Consider the following 22,502-nt stretch of genomic DNA (forward strand, 5'->3'; position numbering starts at 1 on the left):
TACTTTTATTGCAAGGGCTATTTATTCTACCCAAATTTAGCAATGATATTTGACGTATAGCAGTCATTTTAGCCGAGTAGCCCTTTTAAGATCTCATTCACTTGCTGCGGATTAGCACTACCACGACTGGCTTTCATCACCTGTCCAACCAGACCGTTAAAGGCTTTTTGCTTACCGCCGCGATACTCCTCCACCATCGCTTGATTATTAGCAATGACGTCTTCGACGATAGCTTTAATAGCACCTGTATCGGTCTCTTGCTTGAGCCCTTTTTCTTCAATGATCTTGTCAGCGGCATCATCGCTACTACCGCCTTCGCGAGCGTATAACGCGCTAAAGACCTGTTTCGCCATTTTTCCAGACAAGGTGTCATCTTTGATACGAGCGAGCAGCCCCGCCAATTGCTTAGCGCTGATAGGGGAGCCTGTGATGTCTTTGTCGTCTTTGTTGAGTGCACCCAGCAGATCACCCATGACCCAGTTCGCCGTCATTTTGGCGTCCTGCGCGCCGATTTCGGTTACGACGTCTTCAAAGTAGTCGGCAAGCTTGCGGCTACCGGTCAAGATACGCGCGTCATATTCTGATAACTCAAGCTCATCCTCAAAGCGAGCACGGCGCGCCACGGGCAGCTCAGGCATTGCCGCCTTTATCTGATCGATAGTGTGTTGTTCGAGACGTACGGGCGTCAAATCAGGATCAGGGAAGTAGCGATAGTCATTGGCATCCTCTTTGGTACGCATGGTACGCGTCTCATCGAGATCAGGATCATAAAGCATCGTCGCCTGTACCACTTTACCACCATCCTCGATAATATCAATCTGACGCTCAATCTCGCGATGGATAGCACGCTCAATGAAGCGAAACGAGTTCAAGTTTTTCAGCTCAGTACGCGTGCCAAGCTCGCCGCCAGGCTGGCGTACCGACACGTTGCAATCACAGCGGAACGAGCCTTCTGCCATGACGGCATCTGAGATACCCAGCCACGTCACCAACTGATGAATAGCTTTGATATAAGCCAGTGCCTCATGAGCTGAGCGCATATCAGGCTCAGAGACGATTTCAATCAGCGGTGTGCCTGCACGGTTGAGATCGACGCCCGTCATACCGTCAACCGCATCATGTACTGACTTGCCCGCGTCTTCTTCTAAATGCGCGCGAGTGATGCCCATGCGTTTAGGGTACTCGTTTTTGTCGCCCTCGTTGACGACCACATCGATATAGCCTTTGCCAACGATAGGATGCGCCATTTGGGTGATCTGATAGCCTTTAGGCAAGTCAGGATAAAAGTAGTTTTTGCGATCAAAGGTATTGAACAGTCCCAATTCTGCGTTGACACCGATACCGAACTTTAGCGCGCGATCCAACACGCCTCTGTTCAATACTGGCAAGACACCTGGTAGCCCTAAATCGACGATGCTCGCTTGCGAGTTTGGCTCATGACCGAAATCCGTTGGCGCGCTTGAGAATATCTTACTTTCGGTATTCAGCTGGCAATGAATCTCAATACCGATGATCACTTCATAGCCGTCGACGAGCAGTTCTTCACGAACAGCAAACTCTGTCATTTCCATTGTAAAATCCTATCAAAACATTAAAATAAATAATTATTAGGTTATAACGTGTTATTCGTTAGTTGTTATCAACATTTGCATAAAATTCTTGGAGCTAATATCGCTTTTCGCTACTATCTGCTCATCTAACCGCTGCGAGGGCTAGCGTTTGCCATGTCTCTTGCTCCGCGTAGCCATAGCAAAACGAAGCCCTCACAATACGCTTATCCGAGCAGTATATCCGCTTCAATCGCGGCTAAACGACCTCGTTATAGCAGGTCTCACTATTCATTAGTACCAATGTTCATTAGTACCAGTCAACTCATTCACGCTAGTGGTACACAGACCACATTCTATGGCTCTAATAACTATTCATCATTTCGGTGTAAGTTTCTGAGAAAACGTCGCTATCTCCACCACTCTGATAAAAAGCGGGGATGACGTAACTTAGCAAGATTTTAAAATTACCTTGCAAGAACAGACTATTTACCAAAGCCTCGATTTGTTTGGTATCGCCTTTTTCAAAGCCATAAGGGGCAATCGTCTCTTCAAACTTGTTATAAAAGGTTTTAAAGAAGCCTTTATTATCTTCAAAATTATTCTCATGAAACACCTCTAAGTCTCTAAGCTCTGTCTGTAAGGTGTTCGCTTGATCATCATCTAAGCCGTAGTCTTGTTTTAACATCTCGTTAATGTTCATCTTATATCCTCATTAGAGTCAAATTCTCGCTCGTATAAATCGTATCATTGAATACGCTAAGTGATTCAACTACATCCATCAGTGTCACACGTTTTGCTGAGCAATAGCAGAATGTTGCAAATGATGATCAGTATGCTGTTGAAACAGATGTGCGGTGGCGAGCAGTTTGCTCTCTTGCCAATACTGCCCGATCAATTGCAAGCCGACAGGCAAACCTTCAGACGTTAGACCAACGGGCTGACTCAGTGCGGGCAAGCCTGCTAGGTTGACGCCGATAGTATAGACATCCCCTAAATACATCGTCGCAGGGTCGAGGTTATCGCTGAGCTTATAAGCAGCAGTCGGGGACGTAGGACTGGCAATGACATCACAATTAGCAAAAGCCTCATCAAAGTCTTTGATAATAAGACGGCGAATCTTTTGTGCTTTGGTGTAATAAGCATCAAAATAGCCTGCCGATAATGCGTAAGTCCCCGTCAGGATGCGGCGCTGTACCTCAGGACCAAAACCCTCAGAGCGCGAGCGCGTATAGAGGTCAGTCAAATCCTTAGGATTCTCGCAGCGATAGCCAAAGCGCACGCCATCGAAACGCGATAGGTTAGAGGACGCCTCAGCAGGGGCGAGCATATAGTAAGTGGCAAGGGTGATGTCAGGATCTGTGATATTGACCTCTACAATAGTCGCGCCTAGCTCCTCGTACTTTTGCAACGCGGCTTTTACCGTTTGCTCGACATCGCGGTCGAGTCCTTTGCCGAAGTATGCCTTGGCGACACCGATACGTAGATCGGCGAAAGGCTTGTCACCTGCTTTGGCTTCTGCGTCATTGAGGTCTTGCACATAGTCTGGAATGTCATGCTTGACTGAGGTTGCATCGCGCTCATCGTAGCTGACCATCGGCTGGAGCAAGTACGCGCAGTCTTTAGCGCTACGCCCCATGCTACCGGCTTGATCGAAGCTTGAGGCATACGCAATCATTCCAAAGCGGGAAACACGACCATAAGTCGGTTTGATACCAGTTAAGCCGCAAAACGAGGCAGGTTGACGAATAGAGCCGCCTGTATCGCTACCGGTTGCGACAGGGACGAATCCTGCGGCGACGGCCGCCGCGCTACCACCAGAGGAGCCGCCAGGGACGCGCTCAAGATTCCAAGGATTTTGCACAGTACCGTAATATGAGCTGCTGTTGTCCGAGCCCATCGCAAACTCATCCATATTGAGCTTACCAAGGCTAATCATGCCTGCCTGATCGATGTTAGAGACGATCGTCGCATCATAAGGCGAGACAAAGTTATGGAGCATCTTAGAGCCGCAAGTCGTCAATACGCCTTGAGTACAAAAGATGTCTTTGTGCGCCATTGGCATACCTAGCAGCAAGCGCTTGTCCCCTTGCGCGCGTAGCTCATCAGCTGCTTTTGCCTGCGCGCGCGCAGTCTCAAAGGTCGTAGTGATAAAACTATTAACCTTGTTGTCTAACGCCTCGATGCGTTTGATGTAGTGCTCAGTTAATTCCGTGCTACTAAATTGCTTGTTTTGTAGACCTGTGATTAATTGCTGGGTGCTTAAAAGATGTATCTCAGACATAAGAGTTTGTCCGTCATATGTTAGGGTTATCGATAAATAGGAGGGGTGCTAAGCGCAGACTATTCGATCACTTGTGGTACTAAGTACAGACTATTTTCAACAGCAGGCGCGATTGATTGATTACGCTCGCGGTTGATATCGTGATTGGCCACGTCAGCACGAAAGTCTTGATAGACCTCATGAATGTTAGATAAAGGCTTGACATCCGCCGTATCAACACTCTCAAGCGTCTGCATAAGGGTCAAAACCTTGCTGATCTCGTTGGCATAGCTACCGGCTGTATCTTCATCGATACCCAAACGGGCTAGGCGAGCCACTTCTATGATCTCTTGACGGCTAACATTGCTGTTATTAGCGTCAGTTTCATGCGCTTGTTGTGACATAAAATCTCCGATTTAAGAACATTGCAAGATTGTAGACAATAACGACTACTCTCAAACGAGTCATAAAAAACTAGGGTACAAAAGCATATTTGTAGTATGCGTTTATTATAAAGCATCTATCCTAATTTTACAGAGCCAAGTTTACAAAGCTGGGTTTGTATAGGAAAAGACCTATTTCAATGTCCGCTATCATAAAGAGATAGTCTAGATGCTTAAAGATTGATTTATTATCAAGTGTTTATATGCAACAGTATTCAAGGTATGATAATGAGCAGTCAAAATTGGGTAGTCAAACAAAGTGCTTAGTCAGCTATTTGCTCGTATCTTATTTAGATACTAGCATCTAACGAGGTGTTATTACGCCGTAGAGGCAAATAGCACTGTTTTTTTCAAGCCAAATCGGTATAATTTAGTCCAATTAAATTTTTGTTGTTTAGGTTCGATCTATTAGGCTTACAAGCCCTCAATATTGAAGAGGGTATTGGACATCAAAGGGGCTACAACTCCTTAATCAAGGCTAATAAGAACGACTTAGCTTCTCATTCGCCTCATCGCAAGACGCTGGATATATTAGTCATGAACCTGTTTGGATTTTTATCAAATAATATCGCAATCGATCTCGGTACTGCGAACACCTTAATTTTTATTCCTGGTAAAGGCGTTGTGCTCAACGAGCCAACCGTCGTTGCACTGCGAAGTAACCGCACGCAAAATCCTACTGTAGCGGCTGTTGGGCTTGATGCCAAGCAGATGCTAGGTCGTACACCTGCCAATATCACCGCTATTCGCCCGCTAAAAGACGGTGTGATCGCTGATTTTGAAGTGACGCAAAAGATGCTCAAGCATTTTATTGCTAAAGTAAAGGCCAAGCGCTTTATGGCGCAGCCTAATGTTGTGGTTTGTGTGCCTTGCAAATCTACTTTGGTAGAGCGCAAAGCTATTCGCGAAGCAGTCTCATCAGCGGGTGCTAGCAAAGTGCTCTTGTTAGAGGAACCTATGGCTGCTGCAATTGGTGCTGGCATGCCTGTCCACGAAGCAAGCGGCTCTATGGTCGTTGATGTCGGCGGCGGTACGACAGAGATTGCGGTCATCGCGCTCTCAGGCTGCGTCTATGCTGAGTCTATTCGCATCGGCGGCGATATGTTCGACGAGGCCATCATTACCCACGTACGCCGTACTCACGGCTGCGTCATTGGTGAGACGACTGCTGAGCGTATTAAGCAAGAAGTCGGCTCAGCGCTCAACGAAGACAGCCAACTAGAAGTAGAAGTGCGCGGACGCAGTATGGCAGAGGGTGTGCCCAAGACCTTTACGGTCAATTCAGAAGAGGTCCAAAAGGCCTTAAGCGATCCCTTGAGCGGTATTGTCAGTGCGGTAAAAGCGGCCCTAGAGCAAACCCCGCCAGAGCTGTCATCTGACATCGCTGAACGCGGTATTGTGTTGACCGGTGGCGGCGCTTTGCTACGTGACTTAGATAAGCTGATCTCAAGAGAGACAGGTCTACCAGTCACTGTAGCAGAAGATCCGTTGACTTGCGTGAGTCGCGGCGGCGGTATAGCGCTTGAGTTTATCAACAATAAAAGCTTGAATATGATCTTTGTATAAAGATTTATAGCTTGCACCGCGTCATTATTTATTAAAGGTAGCCTGCTGTGCTGCCTTTAATGCCATTAACCCTGCTTCAAATATTTGATATTAGACTCCCTATGACCCCAAGTATTTTTGCCCGTCAACCTCTATCACTACGTATCACTGCGATTGTGTTGATCGTAGCCTTGATATTGATGTGGTTTGATAGCAAAAATCCAGAATGGTTCAGCCCTATACGTAATACCAGTCATGCAGCGATGCAACCTATCTACGAGCTATCATTACTACCCAGTTATGCGGTGCATTGGGTTTCAGGTCGTACGCAGTCAAAAGAGGTGCTGCGCCGCGAAAACGTGCAGCTCAAATCACAACTACTACATGCGCAGGCCAAACTACAGCAGCAAGACTATATCTTGGCGCAAAATGCTCGCTTGCAAGGTATTTTGTCAACGACCAAGCCTGAGCAATTTGAGCTCAATCTAGCGCAAGTCATCGGTACCGATACCAATTTACTCAAGCAAATTGTAGTGTTGAATAAAGGCAAGCAAGACGGCGTACAAGTGGGGCAAACCGTTATCGATGAAGACGGCATCTTAGGTCAAATTATCAATGTTTATCCCAATACTAGTCGCTTGTTGTTGATTACTGATGAGCAGCAGTCTGTTGCCGTCACGATCAAGCGTACCGGTCAGCGTGCTATCGTTACAGGCAAAGGCATACCGACCTCACTACATCTAAATTACGTGTTCAAAACCTCCGATGTTCGCGTGGGTGATGAGCTAGTCTCCTCAGGCTTGGGGGACGGATTCCAGCAGGGTACCGAGTAGGGCGCATCACCATCATCAAAGACACGCAGGCCGACAACTTTAGAACTATCGAGGTGACCCCTGCCGCCAACTTCGTTGACAATGCCTACGTGCTGATTTTACAAGACAAGATGACAGAGTCTTTCCCATTACCGCAGACTGGAAACATAGCTAGTGCGAATACGAACACTGACACAAGTAACAGTACTGAAAGTGATAATTTAGACGATGGTAATAGTGATACGGCAACGACAAAGACTGCACTGACAACTACCAACACTAATTAAAGACTCAGGCAACCGTTTCGATTGATAGCCGATTTGAGCCGTTATGGTTTAAGAAACGACTATCTAATAAGTGATTATTTTACAAGTAGCTTTTCAATAAGTAGCGTTTTAATAAGTGGTTTAGGTAAGCTTCTATGGCGTATTCCGATTCTGGACAACCAACTGGACTTTTGTTATTGGCAATAGTTATAAGTTTCGTCGTCGCCTCTTCACTCAATGTCTATCCTCTCAACTCAAGTATGGCAACCTTACGACCTATGATTATGGTCATGGTACTCATATTCTGGTTGCTCTTTCAGCCGCGGTACATAGGGGTCTTCAGCGCTTTTGTAATTGGCATCATTGCAGACTTGCTCATGGATACACGTCTAGGCCAGCAAGCCTTTGCCGCTGTCGTCGTCGCCTTTTTTATTAAGGTTGGTAGTATTTACCTCAAAGAGCTGAGAACGAGTAGTGCTTGGTTACTGGCCTCAGCAGCGCTTATTGTATTTCAGTTGAACGTATGGCTATTACAGATGTTTACCCAAGGTGTGTTCGTCGCTCAATCTGGACTGTCTCTACTTATGAGTATCTTGAGCTGGCCATTAGTACTTTTTGTACTACGCAAATTTGCTCGTTAGGTTGTATTCGTTCAATACTCTTATTATCAATTTATCACATTAAAACTTATCACATGAATACAAGAGAGCAGTGATGAATATCATTTTAGCTTCAGGATCGCCGCGTCGCCGTGAACTACTAGATAGTGTCTCCTTGGATTTTACCGTTATGAGTGTCGACATTGATGAGGCACCGCAAGATAACGAGTTACCATCGGCTTATATCGAGCGCATGGTAGCTACTAAAGCGCAAGCTGCAATCGCAAAAGTACGTGCCGATGCTAGCGATTGTAGCGCCTTGCCTAGCGATTTGATTATTCTTACTGCTGATACCATTGGTGTATTACCCGATGGTCTGACGGTACTTGTCAAGCCAACAGATCGTACACATGCCTATGATATGTGGCAGCAGATGTCTGACAATACTCATGAGGTTTGGACTTGCGTTCAAGCGACACATTTGTCGTTATCAAAAAACTCTCAAACTGATTCAAATCAGATGTATGTCGATACAGTCACTGTCGATCGGATTACAGAACGCACTGAAGTGACGTTCGTTCCACTGACTCTTGATATGATGAGCAAGTATTGGGACAGCGGTGAGCCTGCTGACAAAGCGGGCGCTTATGGTATCCAAGGACTGGCTGCTGCTTGGGTCACTCATATTAATGGGAGTTATACCAATGTCGTCGGCTTACCACTAGCGCAAACGCTATCTTTAATTAATACCATAAAAAATTCAAAAGCGGACTGACCGCAGGCGCGCACATAATGATACGTAGGTCGTGGGCAAGGGGTAGCGGCATTTGCTACACTACGACTTATACTAAAGCATATTTCGTTATTTATTAAATGAAGAGAACAGAGGTTATGTCAGAAGAGCTGCTAATCAATATCAGTCCCATGGAATCGCGCGTAGCAGTTTTAGATAGTGGAATACTGGGTGAGATCTATATTGAGCGTCACCATAAGCTTGGCTTAGTTGGCAATATCTATCTAGGTACGGTGGTACGCGTACTGCCCGGGATGCAAGCTGCCTTTATCGATATCGGCCAGTCGCGTACGGCGTTTTTGCATGTCAATGATATGCAGCGTTTGCCGTCAACTAATCCAAAAAAATCAGCTGGCGAGCCTATCAAAGACACCGCTGACAATACAACGGCTAATGGTAAAACCGCTAATGATAGTGGAACGCTAACAGATACCACCAAAAATAGAGCGACTATAGCTGCAGACAGTTTAGCCATGTCGCCGCCAGTGGTGAGTGCCCGCAGCAAAGATATCACGCCAGCCTCTACCAAGGTACTTATTCAGCATCGCTTGCACGAAAGTCAGCGTATCCTTGTGCAAGTGACCAAAGATCAGCTAGGGAGTAAAGGCGCGCGCTTAACGACTAATATCTCTTTGCCCTCACGATATTTAGTATATTTACCATCAAGCGATCATATCGGTATCTCACAGCGTATTGATGGTATAGATGAGCGCAGCCGACTAAAGACTGAACTGACCTCCTTGATGCAAACGGTCAATCTAAAAGGCGGATTAATCGCTCGTACTGCCGCTGAGCGCGTGCCTGTTGATAAACTTGAAGAGGATATCTACTATTTAGTGCAGTTGTGGCGTACTATTTGCGCGCGTCATAAAGAGTCCACACAGCATCAAAGCTCAGAGCTGATTTATCAGGAGCTATCACTACCGATACGTGCTATTCGCGATTTAGTGCATACCGATACCGAAAAGGTCATAGTCGATAATGTACAGATATATGAGCAAGTACGGCATTTTGCCAAATCCTTCGTACCTTTCATCTATGACCGTATTATCCACTATACGGCAGAGCAGGCGCTATTTGATGTACACCGCGTCGAAGACGACTTGCGAGATGCGCTTAAACGCCGTGTTGATCTCAAATCAGGCGGTTATCTGATTATTGATCAGACCGAAGCGATGACGACTATCGATGTCAACACAGGCTCGTTCGTCGGTGGACGCTCTCTTGAGGATACGGTATATAAAACCAACCTTGAGGCGACTCATGCTATCGCGCGTCAACTGCGGCTGCGCAATTTAGGCGGCATTATCATTCTCGACTTTATCGATATGTTAGAGCAAGAGCACAAAGACGATGTGCTTGAAAGCTTACAGTCCAAGCTTGCGCAAGATTATGCGAAGACAAATATTACTCAAGTTAGCGAACTTGGCTTAGTTGAGATGACTCGTAAACGTACTCGCGAGTCGTTAGGACAGCAACTATGTGAACCTTGTTCTACCTGCCAAGGTCGCGGCTTTGTTAAAACAGCTGAGACAGTCTGTTTTGAGATTTTTCGAGAGATTATGCGCTGCGCACGAACTTATAACTCGCCAAAGAAGTTCACGGTAGTCGCTCACGCCGCAGTTATAGATTTGCTATTAACCTCAGAGGCTGATACGGTGGCAGAGCTTGAGTATCTGCTTGGACGAGTGATTACCTTTGAAGTTGAAAACCTGTACAATCAAGAGCAGTACGATATCGTTCTTGATTAGCAAAGCACATTTTATTTATAGTATACAAGTGCACAAAAATCACTTCATGGTGGTTAATACTCAGTGTGAGATGGTAATTTGTAGTCGTCTTCAAACACAAAACTGATTGTAATACTTATATTCTCCTTGCAATAACTTATATACTATGTATAATACACACCACTGAATTATAAGAGCGCAGCTTAGCAAGTTGCTGGCGCTATGACAGCTAGAGCATCGTTTCTAGCACTATTTCATATGCCTTTACTGATTTCCATATTAATAGGAGATTCGGTTGGGCTTTAAACTATTTTGCTTTTGGTAGTTTTCGGTTTTAATAAAAACAGATAGCAATCTTGAGTGAATATTTATTTAAACGGCTTTTGGTCATCACCTTGTTTTGCAAGAATGATTAAAACATATATTAGGAGCTTGCTGGCATGGCTAACCAGAGAATCCGTATTAGACTCAAATCTTTTGACCATCGTCTGATTGATCAGTCGGCGCAAGAGATTGTCGATACAGCAAAGCGCACCGGTGCGCAAGTTTGTGGTCCTGTACCGTTGCCGACTCGCATTGAGCGCTTCGACGTTTTAACCTCACCACACGTCAACAAAGACGCGCGTGATCAGTACGAGATTCGTACTCACAAGCGCATGGTTGACATTGTTCAGCCTACTGACAAAACAGTGGATGCGCTGATGAAGTTAGATCTAGCGGCGGGTGTTGACGTTCAAATTGCTTTGGGCTAACACACACCCAACCCATTAATAAGATATAAAGAGGTTTAAAATGGCGATCGGTTTAGTCGGTAAAAAATGCGGCATGACCCGTGTCTTCACTGAAGCAGGTGCGTCTACCCCTGTAACCGTGATTGAGGTCGATGCAAACCGCATTACTCAAGTAAAAAACACAGATACAGATGGTTATCAAGCCATCCAAATCACCACAGGCACTCGTCGTGACAGCCGCGTAACCGCAGCTCAAAAAGGTCACTTCGCCAAAGCTGGCGTAAAAGCAGGCCGCGGTGTTTGGGAATTTCGTGCTAATGATGGTGATCTTGAAGGTCGCGAAATTGGCGGTGAGATCTTAGCTGACTTGTTTGAAGTAGGTCAGATGGTAGATGTCACAGGACAAAGCAAAGGTAAAGGCTTTCAAGGTCCAGTCAAGCGTCACAACTTTAGCATGCAAGATGCGACTCATGGTAACTCTGTTTCTCACCGTGCTCATGGTTCAACTGGTCAAAACCAGTCACCGGGTAAAGTATTTAAAGGTAAGAAAATGGCAGGCCAGATGGGTAACAAACGTGTTACGGTTCAAGGCTTAGAAGTGGTCTCGGTTGATGCCGAAAAAGGATTGTTGGTCATCAAGGGTGCAATCCCTGGTGCTACCGGTGGCGATGTCATCGTGCGTCCGTCAATCAAAGCCTAAGCAAGGGGATTAACGTGGATTTAAAAACAGTTACAGGTGCGGCGGTTGAGCTTTCTGACACAGCGTTTGGTCGTGAATTCAACGAAGCATTAGTGCATCAAGTCGTCACTGCTTACCTAGCAGGTGGTCGCCAGGGTACACGTGCACAAAAAACCCGTGCCGAAGTTTCTGGTGGTGGCATTAAGCCATGGCGCCAAAAAGGTACTGGTCGCGCTCGTGCAGGCTCTATTCGTAGCCCAATCTGGCGTGGGGGCGGACGTACATTTGCGGCCAAACCACAAGACTGGTCACAGAAAGTCAACCGCAAGATGTATCGCGGTGCTATGCAGTGCATTCTTGCTGAATTAGTACGTCAAGAGCGTCTAATCTTAGTAGAAGAGATAAGTGTTTCTGCACCTAAGACCAAAGAGCTGATTGCTAAGTTAAATGATTTAGGCGCACCTCGTGCCCTTATCGTCACAACAGACATTGACGAAAATCTATACTTAGCTGCTCGCAACATTCCACATGTCAATGTACTTGGTACATCTGAAGTGGATCCAGTGAGCTTGATCGCCTTTGATAAAGTGATCATGTCAGTTGAAGCTGCGAAACAATTTGAGGAAGCACTAGCATGAATAACGCAAGACTTTATCAGATCCTAAGAGGACCTGTCTTCTCAGAAAAATCTCAGATGCTCGGCGACTCACTTGGTGTACAAGTATTCAAAATTGATTCTAATGCTACTAAGCTAGAAGTCAAAAAAGCAGTTGAGCTCATGTTTGAAGGTGTTGAAGTTACTAAAGTAAACACTTTAAATGTTAAAGGTAAGACGAAGCGTTTTGGTAAAAGCATCGGCCGTCGTAATGACTACAAAAAAGCCTATGTTACCTTAAAAGCTGGTCAAGATGTACAAATGGCTGATGCTGGTGAAGAGGTTGCAAGCGCAGCTGACTCTACTAGTGAAACAGCGAACAACGAATAAGGATTACACTCATGCCTATCGTAAAAGCAAAGCCAACATCACCCGGCCGTCGTTTTGTTGAAAAAGTAGTGCATCCACACCTTTACAAAGGTCGTCCGTATGCACCGCTCCTAGAATCAAAAAGTAAGTCAGGTGGTCGTAATAATAATGGTCGTATTACTACTCGTCACATCGGCGGTGGTCATAAACAGCATTATCGTATCATCGACTTTAAACGTACTAAAGACAATATTCCAGCCACGGTCGAACGTATTGAATACGATCCTAACCGTACTGCTCATATTGCCTTACTTAAGTACGCTGATGGCGAACGTCGTTATATCATTGCTGCCAAAAAACAAGCTGTTGGTGATACTGTGATGTCAGGTGAAACGTCACCTATTCGTCCAGGTAACTGTTTACCGCTTAAAAACATCCCTTTGGGTACTGTGATCCATAATATCGAGCTTAAAATCGGTAAAGGCGCACAGATGGCTCGTTCTGCGGGTGCAAGCGTACAGCTACTAGGCCGTGATGGTATCTATGCAATTCTTCGTATGCGTTCAGGCGAGACTCGCCGTGTGCACGTTAATTGCCGCGCAGTTATCGGTGAAGTATCTAATACCGAAAACAACTTGAAATCACTTGGTAAAGCTGGTGCATCACGTTGGCGCGGTATCCGCCCATCAGTACGTGGTGTCGCGATGAACCCTGTTGATCACCCGCACGGTGGTGGTGAAGGTCGTAATAAAGGTCGCCATCCAACCAGCCCTTGGGGTCAGAAGTCTAAAGGACTTAAAACACGTAGCAACAAGCGTACTGACAATATGATCATCCGCCGTCGCGCCAAGAAGAAATAAAGGAAGAATTTCATGCCTCGTTCATTGAAAAAAGGTCCATTCATAGACGCGCATTTGTTTGCCAAAGTTGAAGCTGCAATTGAAGCTAACTCACGCAAACCCATTAAAACTTGGTCGCGCCGCTCGATGATTTTGCCACAAATGGTTGGCCTAACTTTATCTGTTCATAATGGTCGTACTCACGTACCTGTCATTATCAGCGAGCAGATGGTTGGTCATAAACTAGGTGAATTTGCCCCGACTCGTACATATCGTGGTCACGGCATTGACAGAAAAGCTAAGAGATAAGGTGCTTACCATGGAAGTAACTGCAAAATTACGCGGTGCCGCCATCTCGGCACAAAAAGTTAGACTCGTTGCTGATGAAGTTCGTGGCAAGCCCATTGAGCGTGCTTTGGATATCCTAACGTATAGCAATAAAAAAGGCGCTGTCTTTGTTAAGAAATGTCTTAACTCAGCTATCGCCAATGCCGAACATAATCATGGCCTAGATATTGATGACCTAAAAGTTGCCACTATCTACGTTGATGAAGGCATTACGCTAAAACGTATCCTACCACGTGCAAAAGGTCGCGCTGATCGTATCAGCAAGCGTACCTGTCACATCACTATAAAGGTAGGAGAATAAGTTATGGGTCAAAAAGTACATCCAATCGGAATTCGTCTTGGTGTTGTCAAAAAGCATAATGCAAACTGGTATGCTGATCCTAAACAGTACTCAGAATACCTAATCAATGACATTCAAGTTCGTGAATATCTACGTAAAAAGCTAGATAATGCTATGATCAGTAACATTGTGATCGAGCGTCCTACTGGCGCTGCTAAGATTACCATCGCCACTGCGCGTCCTGGTATTGTTATCGGTAAAAAAGGCGAAGATATCGAAAGACTTCAAAAAGAGTTGACCAAAATTATGGGCGTACCTGCTCAGGTCAATATCGAAGAAATCACGTCTCCTGATCTTGATGCACGCTTAGTCGCTGATGGTATTAGCAGTCAGCTTGAGCGCCGTGTTATGTTTCGTCGTGCGATGAAACGCGCGGTACAAAACAGTATGCGTTCTGGTGCCAAAGGTATCAAAGTTGAGTTGTCTGGCCGTCTCGGCGGTGCTGAGATCGCTCGTACAGAATGGTATCGTGAAGGTCGCGTACCATTACATACTCTACGCGCTGATATTGACTATGCATCAGTACGTGCAGAGACAACTTACGGCACCATCGGTGTGAAAGTTTGGATCTTCCGCGGAGAAATCCTTGACGGTATGAACAGTGTTTATAATCCCGTCAAAGAAGAGCCTCGTGCGCCAAAACGCCGTGGCCGTGGTGGAAACCGTCGAAACTCAGACAGAGGGTAAACTATGTTACAGCCAAAACGTACCAAGTTTCGCAAAATGCACAAAGGTCGTAACACAGGGCTCGCTCATCGTGGAAGCACCGTTGCATTCGGACAAATTGGTCTAAAATCTTTGACGCGTGGTCGTATGACGGCTCGTCAAATTGAAGCGGCACGTCGTACCATTACACGTAAAATTAAACGTGGTGGTAAGATTTGGATTCGCGTATTTCCAGACAAACCTATTACCAATAAACCACTCGAAGTACGTATGGGTAAAGGTAAAGGCCCTGTTGAATATTGGGTATGCGAAGTCAAACCTGGTAAAGTGCTATATGAAATCGAAGGGGTCTCAGAAGAGCTTGCTCGCGAAGCCTTAACGCTTGCAGCAGCCAAACTGCCCTTTAAAACTACCATTGTTAAGCGGACGATAATGTAATGAAGATCAGTGAACTACGTGATAAATCATCAGAAGAGCTGACCCAGTTACTTGATGAAAAGCAACTAGATGCTTTCCGTATTCGTATGGCTAAAGCAACCGGTCAGTTGGGGAATACCCATGAAGTCAGAGGCAATCGTCGCACGATTGCTCAGATTCAGACTTTGATCAACGAGAAACAACGAGGCGACTCATGAGCGAAAACAATCAAACAGCCACTAATGCTAGCGTATTGACAGGACGAGTTGTCAGCGACAAGATGGATAAGTCCATCACAGTTTTGATTGAGCGTCTGGTTCGTCATCCTTTGTATGGCAAACAGCTTCGTCGTTCTACCAAAATCAAAGCCCATGACGAAGACAATGTATGCCAACAAGGCGATCTTGTTCGCATCAAAGAGACACGTCCAATCTCAAAAACTAAGTCTTGGACTCTAGTTGATGTGGTTGAAAAAGTAGAAAAAATCTAAGTAAATTGCATAAGAAATCAGAAGCTGTTAAAATACCCGCCTTTTTAAGGGTGCTGATTGCGCTCGCCGTAATCACTCACTTATGAGTAAGGCGATATTTATATTAAAATGCCGTCTACTCATTCTGTGTTAGCGGCAGCAACTGGTTTTTATTGCTCATACCTGTGGAGTAACGCTATGATTCAGGTTGAATCTATGCTGGAAGTTGCAGACAATAGCGGTGCAAGACGAGTTCAGTGCATTAAAGTACTGGGTGGTTCTCATCGTCGTTACGCATCTGTCGGCGATATTATCAAGATTACGGTTAAAGAAGCCATTCCTCGCGGTCGTGTTAAAAAAGGCGATGTGATGAATGCGGTAGTTGTACGCACCAAAAAAGGCGTTCGTCGCCCTGATGGTTCGGTCATTCGTTTTGATGACAATGCTGCGGTATTGCTCAATCAAAACAAAGCACCGATTGCAACTCGTATTTTTGGACCGGTAACTCGTGAACTACGTGGTGATCAGTTTATGAAAATTGTATCCCTAGCACCAGAAGTATTGTGAGGTAACCCATGGCTAAATTACGAAAAGGCGACACAGTTATTGTTATTGCTGGTAAAGATAAAGGCAAACAAGGCACTGTTCAAGCTGTAAAAAACGATCGTATCAAAGTTGAAGGCATTAATATTGTCATTAAGCACCAGAAGCCCAATCAGGCGACTGGCGTTGAAGGCGGTATCTTAAAGCAAGAAGCTTTTTTACATATCTCAAATGTCGCAATATTAAATGCGCAAACCCAAAAAGCAGACCGTATTACTTACCAGACGAATGATGACGGCGTTAAACAACGTGTCTATCGTTCAAATGGTGAAGTTGTGGCGACTGCGTAAGACACTAAGGGTGTAATAGTAATGGCAAGATTAAAGACTTTATATAACGAAGAACTAAAGCAACAGATCAAAGAAGAACTTGGTTTGGCTAACGTGATGCAAGTACCAAAAATCACTAAGATCACACTTAATATGGGTGTGGGCGGCGCATCTCAAGATAAGAAATTACTTGAAGGTGCGGTAGCCGATATGATTGCAATTGCCGGTCAACAGCCTGTTGTTACTAAAGCTCGTAAGTCAGTTGCTGGCTTTAAGATTCGTGAAGAGTGGCCAATTGGCTGTAAAGTAACCCTTCGCGGTGAGCAGATGTACGAATTTTTAGATCGTCTCATTGCTATTGCGATTCCTCGTATTCGTGACTTTCGCGGTTTTTCTGCTAAAGCCTTTGATGGACGTGGTAACTACTCTTTGGGTATCAAAGAGCAGATCGTATTCCCTGAAGTAGATTTCGATAAAATTGATCGTATCCGCGGTATGGATGTAACGATTACCACGTCAGCAATTTCAGATGAAGAAGGTCGTGCGCTGCTTAAAGCATTCGGCTTCCCATTTAAATAAGGTAAAGACGTTATGGCAAAGAAGAGCATGATTAATCGCGAACTAAAACGCGAAAAAATGGTTGCTAAGTATGCTGAGAAGCGTATTAAGCTCAAAGAGACCATCAGTGATATCAATGCAAGTGACGAAGAGCGTATGGATGCTATGTTAGAGCTACAATCTCTACCACGTAACGCATCACCAGTACGCCTACGTAATCGCTGCGCTATCACAGGTCGTCCTCATGGTTACTACCGTAAGTTTGGCTTGTCGCGCAATATGTTGCGTGAGCGTGTCATGCAAGGTGATGTACCTGGTGTTCGTAAAGCAAGCTGGTAAGGAGTAATGACATGAGTATGCAAGATACTGTAGCTGACATGCTAACCCGTATACGTAACGCGCAAATGGCGAACAAAGTATCGGTTGCAATGCCAAGCTCAAAGCTACGCAAATCAATCGCTGACTTATTAGTTAACGAAGGTTACGTAGCAAACGCAACAGTTACCCAACAAGATAACAATAAGGCGACGTTGTCTATTGAATTGAAGTATTTCGAAGGCAAGCCTGTCATCGAAACCATTCAACGTTTTAGCCGTCCTGGTCTGCGCCAGCATCGCGGTAAAGACAACATTCCTACTGTAAAACAAGGTATGGGTGTTGCCATTGTATCAACCAGTCAAGGGATCATGAGTGATCGTGCTGCGCGCGCTGCTGGTATCGGTGGTGAAATCGTTGCTTTTGTAGCTTAAACTACAACTTTGATATTAGAGTCTTGATTTTTTATTTAATTACTATTCTATTATCTCAACGAACAAGTCTATTTGTACCTCAACAAGCTGATTCATTGATACACTCAATAATCAGCTTGTTGCTATTACTAACTCCCAAAATTCTCATAAAATGATGAGTGCTTAGTAGGGTCAACTATGCTAAACTAACACGCTTTTTAGCCTGTTAGTTTTTTCGCTATTATCTTAATTCATTACAATATGAGTCTGGATGGTAGTAGGCTAACAAAAGTTATTAATTTTTTAAGGAATATTCCTATGTCTCGTGTGGCTAAAGCCCCAGTAACCTTGCCGAATGGCGTTAGTGTTACTTTGAACGATCGGCAGGTCGAAGTGAAAGGCAAGAACGGTACTTTGTCTTTACACCTGCATGAATTGGTCGAGCTGAAACAGGAAGATGATGCTATCATTCTCTCACCTACAGTCGACTCAAAAGAAGCCATGATGCATACTGGCACCGTCCGCGCCTTACTTAACAACCATGTTAAGGGCGTCACTGAAGGGTTCGAGAAACGCCTTCAATTGATCGGTGTTGGTTATCGTGCTCAAGCTACTAACGATAAAGTAACCTTAAACGTCGGTTACTCACATCCAGTAGAATACACGTTGCCAGAAAGTGTGTCAGCTGAAACGCCAACGCAAACTGAAATTGTTTTAAAATCAAACAATAAGCAGCAGCTTGGTCAAGCCGCGGCAAACATTCGCGCTTTCCGTCCACCTGAGCCTTACAAAGGTAAAGGTATTCGTTATAGTGATGAGCACGTGATTCGCAAAGAAGCCAAGAAAAAATAAGGTGAGTTGAAATGTTTGATAAAAAAGCAGCTCGTCTGCGTCGAGCTAAGAAAACCCGTGCACATATCCGATTTTTGGGCGTTCATCGTCTATCGGTTACTCGCACGCCAAAGCACATGTATGCCCAGATTATCTCTCCAAATGGTGGTGAAGTGATCGCTCAGGCATCTACCTTAGATGGCAGTTTGCGTTCAAGCGCAACTGGTAACGTTGATGCAGCGACATCTGTAGGCCAAATGATCGCAGAACGTGCAAAAGCAGCTGGTATTACTAAAGTTGCTTTTGATCGTAGTGGTTTCAAATATCATGGTCGAGTAAAAGCTTTAGCTGAAGCTGCTCGCGAAAATGGATTGGAGTTTTAATCATGGCTAGAAACGATAGAAATGATAAAAATGAACAAAGCGATGGCTTAGTAGAGCGCCTAGTTACCGTTGATCGCGTTGCAAAAGTGGTTAAAGGTGGTCGTATTTTCTCTTTCACCGCACTTACTGTAGTTGGCGATGGTAATGGTCGTGTTGGATTTGGTCGTGGTAAAGCACGCGAAGTTCCAGCCGCTATCCAAAAAGCACTAGAAGCTGCTAAGCGTAATATGATCACAGTTGAGCTGAACGAAGCCACTTTGTATCATCCGATCAAAGCACGTCATGGTGCTAGTAAAGTCTATATGCAACCTGCATCTGAAGGTACTGGCGTTATTGCTGGTGGCGCTATGCGTGCGGTATTAGAAGTTGCTGGTGTCAAAGATGTTTTAACTAAATGTTATGGTTCTACCAATACTGCTAACGTCGTTCGCGCAACCTTTAATGGTCTACGCGATATGTCGACTCCAGAGAAGATGGCAGCAAAACGTGGTAAATCTGTAGACGAAATTTTGGGCTAACTTAGACTAGGTGAGTTACGATGAAAACAATGAAAGTCACTCAATTAAAATCAGGTGCCCATCGCCTCAAGAGCCACAAAGCTAGCTTGAAAGGATTGGGTTTACGCCGCATTAATCATACGGTCGAAGTTGAAGATACACCATCAACTCGTGGTATGGTCAATCGCGTTAACTACATGGTAAAAGTGGAGGAAGCGTAATGGGACTTAGATTAAATGAATTATCACCAGGTGTTGGTGCAAAGAAAACTGCACAGCGCCGTGGTCGTGGTATCGGTTCAGGTCTTGGTAAAACAGGTGGTCGCGGTGTAAAGGGTCAAAAATCACGTTCAGGTTCTAGCATACGCTCAGGATTTGAGGGTGGTCAGATGCCTTTGTACCGTCGTTTACCAAAGTTTGGTTTTACGAGTAAAATGGCGATGACGACTGCTGAAGTCCGTTTGTCTGAACTTAATAAAATCGATGGTGATGTTGTCAGCTTAGCTACGTTAAAGGCGGCTAATCTTGTTCGTCATGATATGAAACGTGCACGTGTGATGTTATCAGGTGAAGTCACTAAAGCTTTTACCTTTAAAGGTATCAAAGTGACTAAAGGCGCCAAGCTTGCTATCGAAGCTGCTGGTGGTAGCATCGAGGAGTAGTAACGTGTCAAAACAATCAATGTCGTCGACTGGTATACCGCTAAATCCACTTGCTTTCATACGTAAGTATGATGAACTATGGACGCGTTTACTATTTTTGATCGGGGCTTTGATTGTTTACCGTTTGGGATCTCACATTCCTGTTCCTGGTATTAATCCTGTCAATTTAGCGGATTTGTTCTCGCGTAATGAAAACACCATTTTGAGCATGTTTAATATGTTTTCAGGTGGTGCCCTTGAGCGCATGTCAATTATGGCGCTCGGCATTATGCCCTACATCTCAGCTTCTATTATTGTACAGATGATGTCAGCGGTTGTACCGTCGCTTGAAGCGCTAAAAAAAGACGGTGAAGCTGGACGGCGAAAGTTAAACAAGTATACCCGTCAGGGAACCCTTGCGTTAGCTCTAGTACAGTCTTTAGGAATGTGTGCAGGTCTTATTAGCCAGAATCTGACTCTATCTAGCGGCCTTACCTTTTACATACCTGCGGTGACTTCATTAGTCGCAGGCGCTATGTTCTTGATGTGGCTCGGTGAGCAGATTACTGAACGCGGTGTTGGCAATGGCATCTCAATGCTTATTTTTGCTAGTATCGTTGCTGGTACGCCAGGCATGATTTCACAATCTATCGAACAGGTCAATCAGGGTCAGATGAACCTGATTGTACTTTTTATCTTTGTTATTCTGGGCGTCGCAGTCACAGCAGGTATCGTTTATATCGAACGTGCTCAGCGTCAAGTCCCTGTTAACTACGCACAAAAGCAGCAGCAAGGTCGCAAAATTTATGCTCAGCAGCAGTCTCATCTGCCACTAAAAATAAATATGGCGGGCGTTATTCCCGCTATTTTTGCAAGTTCGCTATTGTTGTTCCCAGCAAGTTTGGGTCAGTGGGTTGGTCATTCGACAGATCCTACTTTTGTGCAAAAGATACTACAAAATATGGCACTGGTGTTGTCTCCTGGACAACCGCTATATTTAGTACTGTTTGGTGCGATGATTATTTTCTTCTGCTATTTTTATACCGCATTGGTCTTTAGTCCACGTGAAGTCGCTGAAAACCTCAAACGAAGTGGTGCGTATATACCAGGTATTCGTCCCGGACAACAAACTCAGCGTTATCTAGATCATGTATTAAACCGATTGACTTTCATTGGCGCTATGTATATGACAGTTATTTGTTTAATGCCTATGGTTATCCAGTCAGGTTTTGGTGTGCCATTTAATCTAGGCGGTACATCGCTTTTGATTATGGTAGTAGTGGTAATGGATTTCATCTCGCAGATTCAAGCGCATTTGATGACCCATCAATACCACGATCAAACATTAATTCAATCGCCCACTCAGCCTTAAATGAGCGGTACGATATTTCAAGGAGAATGCGATGAAAGTTCAAGCATCAGTTAAAAAGATTTGTGGTAGCTGTAAAGTAGTTCGCCGCAAAGGTCGTGTACATATTATATGTACCGCAGAACCACGTCACAAGCAACGTCAAGGTTGATAGACTAAGTCCATTTCGTTCTTAATCTAATTAATACTTGAAAAAAAGTGGTGAATGCGATATCATCCGCCACTTGCCGTAGTTCATACCTTTATATTTGTTTAATTTCGTGTTTTATGTTCGTCAAAAGATAGCTATAGACACTTAGTTTGAGTATTCAGGTATCAACAGCAACAATTTTGAGAAGCAACTTACTGTTAACCAAAACAGTAGCTGTTTTTCTTTGATGGAGAAATAAATGGCTCGTATTGCCGGTGTCAACATTCCGGATAATAAGCATGCTGTTATTTCACTAACTTACATCTTTGGTGTAGGTCGTACCACTGCTCAGAAAATCTTAGAAGCAGTTGGCATTGCCCCTACTACTAAAGTTAGTCAGTTAGATGATACACAGTTAGATGCTATCCGTGCACAGGTTGCAAATTTCACTACCGAAGGTGATCTTCGTCGTGAAGTGTCAATGAATATTAAGCGCTTGGTCGATCTTGGTTGTTACCGTGGCATCCGCCATCGTCGTAACTTACCAGTAAGAGGTCAAAACACTAAGAACAACGCTCGTACTCGTAAGGGTCCGACACGCCCTCTCAAAAGATAATCAACTTAGGAAGCTAAAAGATGGCTAAAGACACTCGTAGTCGCAAAAAAGTGGCTCGTCGTTCAGTATCGGAGGGCATTGCCCACATCCATGCGTCTTTTAATAACACCATTGTAACGATTACCGATCGCCAAGGTAATGCACTGGCTTGGGCCACCTCAGGTGGACAAGGCTTCCGTGGTTCACGTAAATCTACACCATTTGCAGCTCAGGTTGCAGCTGAAGTCGCAGGTAAAGCGGCTCAGGAATACGGTGTTAAGAATATCGACGTTTTGGTCAAAGGACCAGGACCGGGTCGTGAGTCTGCGGTAAGAGCACTAGGTGCATTGGGTTATAAAGTGAACAGCATCTCTGATGTGACCCCAATTCCACACAATGGTTGCCGTGCGCCGAAAAAGCGCCGCGTCTAATATTAGAGACGAAGCTT

General features: G+C 44.8%; 33 protein-coding genes and 1 pseudogene. 30 read left to right on the forward strand and 4 right to left on the reverse strand.

The features are described 5' to 3' along the window. Positions 1-68: 68 nt before the first annotated feature. The 4 genes from gatB to gatC form a co-directional block, all read right to left on the reverse strand. Complete coding sequence (gatB, locus tag ACR64G_RS02785; protein WP_435980031.1) at positions 69-1,571, reverse strand: Asp-tRNA(Asn)/Glu-tRNA(Gln) amidotransferase subunit GatB; 1,503 nt, start codon at positions 1,569-1,571, stop codon at positions 69-71. Between the two features lie 340 nt (positions 1,572-1,911). After that, positions 1,912-2,250: a hypothetical protein gene (locus ACR64G_RS02790; RefSeq protein ID WP_435980032.1), complete on the reverse strand. Its 339-nt coding sequence runs from the start codon at positions 2,248-2,250 to the stop codon at positions 1,912-1,914. An 84-nt stretch (positions 2,251-2,334) separates the two neighbouring features. Then, on the reverse strand, positions 2,335-3,831 hold the full coding sequence (gatA, locus tag ACR64G_RS02795; RefSeq protein WP_435980033.1) for an Asp-tRNA(Asn)/Glu-tRNA(Gln) amidotransferase subunit GatA: 1,497 nt from the start codon (positions 3,829-3,831) through the stop codon (positions 2,335-2,337). Between the two features lie 59 nt (positions 3,832-3,890). Then, positions 3,891-4,214: an Asp-tRNA(Asn)/Glu-tRNA(Gln) amidotransferase subunit GatC gene (gene gatC / locus ACR64G_RS02800; protein WP_435980034.1), complete on the reverse strand. Its 324-nt coding sequence runs from the start codon at positions 4,212-4,214 to the stop codon at positions 3,891-3,893. Between the two features lie 567 nt (positions 4,215-4,781). On the opposite strand from gatC, the gene ACR64G_RS02805 reads away from it, so the two are divergent. The 30 genes and pseudogenes from ACR64G_RS02805 (at position 4,782) to rpsK (ending at position 22,485) form a co-directional block, all read left to right on the forward strand. Then, positions 4,782-5,819 (forward strand): rod shape-determining protein, encoded by a 1,038-nt coding sequence (locus tag ACR64G_RS02805; protein WP_435980620.1) that lies wholly within the window; start codon positions 4,782-4,784, stop codon positions 5,817-5,819. A gap of 101 nt (positions 5,820-5,920) precedes the next feature. Then, positions 5,921-6,744, forward strand: a pseudogene (gene mreC, locus ACR64G_RS02810) (rod shape-determining protein MreC); the annotation flags it as partial. Positions 6,745-7,031: 287 nt separating this feature from the next. Then, on the forward strand, positions 7,032-7,517 hold the full coding sequence (gene mreD / locus ACR64G_RS02815) for a rod shape-determining protein MreD (RefSeq protein WP_435980035.1): 486 nt from the start codon (positions 7,032-7,034) through the stop codon (positions 7,515-7,517). A 73-nt stretch (positions 7,518-7,590) separates the two neighbouring features. After that, positions 7,591-8,250: a Maf family protein gene (locus ACR64G_RS02820; protein WP_435980036.1), complete on the forward strand. Its 660-nt coding sequence runs from the start codon at positions 7,591-7,593 to the stop codon at positions 8,248-8,250. Positions 8,251-8,366: 116 nt separating this feature from the next. After that, positions 8,367-10,019 (forward strand): Rne/Rng family ribonuclease, encoded by a 1,653-nt coding sequence (locus ACR64G_RS02825; RefSeq protein WP_435980037.1) that lies wholly within the window; start codon positions 8,367-8,369, stop codon positions 10,017-10,019. Positions 10,020-10,438: 419 nt separating this feature from the next. Continuing rightward, complete coding sequence (gene rpsJ / locus ACR64G_RS02830) at positions 10,439-10,750, forward strand: 30S ribosomal protein S10 (RefSeq protein WP_025644420.1); 312 nt, start codon at positions 10,439-10,441, stop codon at positions 10,748-10,750. Between the two features lie 40 nt (positions 10,751-10,790). Beyond that, positions 10,791-11,429, forward strand: coding sequence for a 50S ribosomal protein L3 (gene rplC, locus ACR64G_RS02835; protein WP_435980038.1), 639 nt, complete (start codon positions 10,791-10,793; stop codon positions 11,427-11,429). Between the two features lie 14 nt (positions 11,430-11,443). Further along, positions 11,444-12,046, forward strand: coding sequence for a 50S ribosomal protein L4 (rplD, locus tag ACR64G_RS02840; protein WP_435980039.1), 603 nt, complete (start codon positions 11,444-11,446; stop codon positions 12,044-12,046). After that, positions 12,043-12,393, forward strand: a complete 351-nt coding sequence (gene rplW / locus ACR64G_RS02845; RefSeq protein ID WP_435980040.1) for a 50S ribosomal protein L23 — start codon at positions 12,043-12,045, stop codon at positions 12,391-12,393. Before rplD ends, rplW begins: the two co-directional genes overlap by 4 nt. An 11-nt stretch (positions 12,394-12,404) precedes the next feature. After that, the gene (gene rplB, locus ACR64G_RS02850) at positions 12,405-13,232 is read left to right on the forward strand and encodes a 50S ribosomal protein L2 (RefSeq protein ID WP_435980041.1); all 828 of its coding nucleotides are present in this window, start codon (positions 12,405-12,407) and stop codon (positions 13,230-13,232) included. Between the two features lie 12 nt (positions 13,233-13,244). After that, complete coding sequence (gene rpsS / locus ACR64G_RS02855; RefSeq protein WP_435980042.1) at positions 13,245-13,520, forward strand: 30S ribosomal protein S19; 276 nt, start codon at positions 13,245-13,247, stop codon at positions 13,518-13,520. Positions 13,521-13,530: 10 nt separating this feature from the next. Further along, on the forward strand, positions 13,531-13,860 hold the full coding sequence (gene rplV, locus ACR64G_RS02860; protein WP_025644408.1) for a 50S ribosomal protein L22: 330 nt from the start codon (positions 13,531-13,533) through the stop codon (positions 13,858-13,860). A 3-nt stretch (positions 13,861-13,863) separates the two neighbouring features. Beyond that, positions 13,864-14,586: a 30S ribosomal protein S3 gene (gene rpsC, locus ACR64G_RS02865; protein WP_435980043.1), complete on the forward strand. Its 723-nt coding sequence runs from the start codon at positions 13,864-13,866 to the stop codon at positions 14,584-14,586. Positions 14,587-14,589: 3 nt separating this feature from the next. Then, the gene (gene rplP / locus ACR64G_RS02870; RefSeq protein WP_192523468.1) at positions 14,590-15,003 is read left to right on the forward strand and encodes a 50S ribosomal protein L16; all 414 of its coding nucleotides are present in this window, start codon (positions 14,590-14,592) and stop codon (positions 15,001-15,003) included. After that, positions 15,003-15,200, forward strand: a complete 198-nt coding sequence (gene rpmC / locus ACR64G_RS02875; RefSeq protein ID WP_435980044.1) for a 50S ribosomal protein L29 — start codon at positions 15,003-15,005, stop codon at positions 15,198-15,200. Before rplP ends, rpmC begins: the two co-directional genes overlap by 1 nt. Then, positions 15,197-15,472 (forward strand): 30S ribosomal protein S17, encoded by a 276-nt coding sequence (gene rpsQ, locus ACR64G_RS02880; RefSeq protein WP_317200608.1) that lies wholly within the window; start codon positions 15,197-15,199, stop codon positions 15,470-15,472. The genes rpmC and rpsQ overlap by 4 nt, the downstream gene beginning before the upstream one ends. A 177-nt stretch (positions 15,473-15,649) precedes the next feature. Then, on the forward strand, positions 15,650-16,018 hold the full coding sequence (gene rplN / locus ACR64G_RS02885) for a 50S ribosomal protein L14 (RefSeq protein WP_317200662.1): 369 nt from the start codon (positions 15,650-15,652) through the stop codon (positions 16,016-16,018). A gap of 8 nt (positions 16,019-16,026) precedes the next feature. Continuing rightward, positions 16,027-16,344 carry a 50S ribosomal protein L24 gene (rplX, locus tag ACR64G_RS02890; protein ID WP_435980045.1) on the forward strand — a complete coding sequence of 106 codons (318 nt, stop codon included), beginning with the start codon at positions 16,027-16,029 and terminating at the stop codon, positions 16,342-16,344. A 21-nt stretch (positions 16,345-16,365) separates the two neighbouring features. Next, positions 16,366-16,902 carry a 50S ribosomal protein L5 gene (gene rplE / locus ACR64G_RS02895; protein WP_435980046.1) on the forward strand — a complete coding sequence of 179 codons (537 nt, stop codon included), beginning with the start codon at positions 16,366-16,368 and terminating at the stop codon, positions 16,900-16,902. A 12-nt stretch (positions 16,903-16,914) separates the two neighbouring features. Next, on the forward strand, positions 16,915-17,220 hold the full coding sequence (gene rpsN / locus ACR64G_RS02900; RefSeq protein WP_435980047.1) for a 30S ribosomal protein S14: 306 nt from the start codon (positions 16,915-16,917) through the stop codon (positions 17,218-17,220). Positions 17,221-17,231: 11 nt separating this feature from the next. Further along, on the forward strand, positions 17,232-17,630 hold the full coding sequence (gene rpsH / locus ACR64G_RS02905) for a 30S ribosomal protein S8 (RefSeq protein ID WP_435980048.1): 399 nt from the start codon (positions 17,232-17,234) through the stop codon (positions 17,628-17,630). Positions 17,631-17,927: 297 nt separating this feature from the next. Further along, positions 17,928-18,461 (forward strand): 50S ribosomal protein L6, encoded by a 534-nt coding sequence (rplF, locus tag ACR64G_RS02910; protein WP_435980049.1) that lies wholly within the window; start codon positions 17,928-17,930, stop codon positions 18,459-18,461. Positions 18,462-18,472: 11 nt separating this feature from the next. Further along, entirely contained in the window at positions 18,473-18,823 is a 351-nt protein-coding gene (rplR, locus tag ACR64G_RS02915) for a 50S ribosomal protein L18 (RefSeq protein WP_435980050.1), read from the forward strand. A gap of 2 nt (positions 18,824-18,825) precedes the next feature. Further along, positions 18,826-19,341 (forward strand): 30S ribosomal protein S5, encoded by a 516-nt coding sequence (gene rpsE, locus ACR64G_RS02920; protein WP_353104792.1) that lies wholly within the window; start codon positions 18,826-18,828, stop codon positions 19,339-19,341. Between the two features lie 20 nt (positions 19,342-19,361). Further along, entirely contained in the window at positions 19,362-19,541 is a 180-nt protein-coding gene (gene rpmD, locus ACR64G_RS02925; protein WP_201556529.1) for a 50S ribosomal protein L30, read from the forward strand. Next, entirely contained in the window at positions 19,541-19,981 is a 441-nt protein-coding gene (gene rplO / locus ACR64G_RS02930) for a 50S ribosomal protein L15 (protein ID WP_435980051.1), read from the forward strand. The genes rpmD and rplO overlap by 1 nt, the downstream gene beginning before the upstream one ends. 19 nt (positions 19,982-20,000) lie before the next feature. After that, positions 20,001-21,332 (forward strand): preprotein translocase subunit SecY, encoded by a 1,332-nt coding sequence (secY, locus tag ACR64G_RS02935; protein WP_435980621.1) that lies wholly within the window; start codon positions 20,001-20,003, stop codon positions 21,330-21,332. Between the two features lie 31 nt (positions 21,333-21,363). After that, the gene (rpmJ, locus tag ACR64G_RS02940; RefSeq protein ID WP_010196721.1) at positions 21,364-21,480 is read left to right on the forward strand and encodes a 50S ribosomal protein L36; all 117 of its coding nucleotides are present in this window, start codon (positions 21,364-21,366) and stop codon (positions 21,478-21,480) included. A 238-nt stretch (positions 21,481-21,718) separates the two neighbouring features. Next, positions 21,719-22,075 (forward strand): 30S ribosomal protein S13, encoded by a 357-nt coding sequence (gene rpsM / locus ACR64G_RS02945; RefSeq protein ID WP_435980052.1) that lies wholly within the window; start codon positions 21,719-21,721, stop codon positions 22,073-22,075. Positions 22,076-22,095: 20 nt separating this feature from the next. Further along, positions 22,096-22,485, forward strand: coding sequence for a 30S ribosomal protein S11 (gene rpsK, locus ACR64G_RS02950; protein ID WP_010196728.1), 390 nt, complete (start codon positions 22,096-22,098; stop codon positions 22,483-22,485). Positions 22,486-22,502 lie beyond the last annotated feature (17 nt).

The organism is Psychrobacter sp. DM4, from assembly GCF_051307035.1.
Classification (GTDB): domain Bacteria; phylum Pseudomonadota; class Gammaproteobacteria; order Pseudomonadales; family Moraxellaceae; genus Psychrobacter.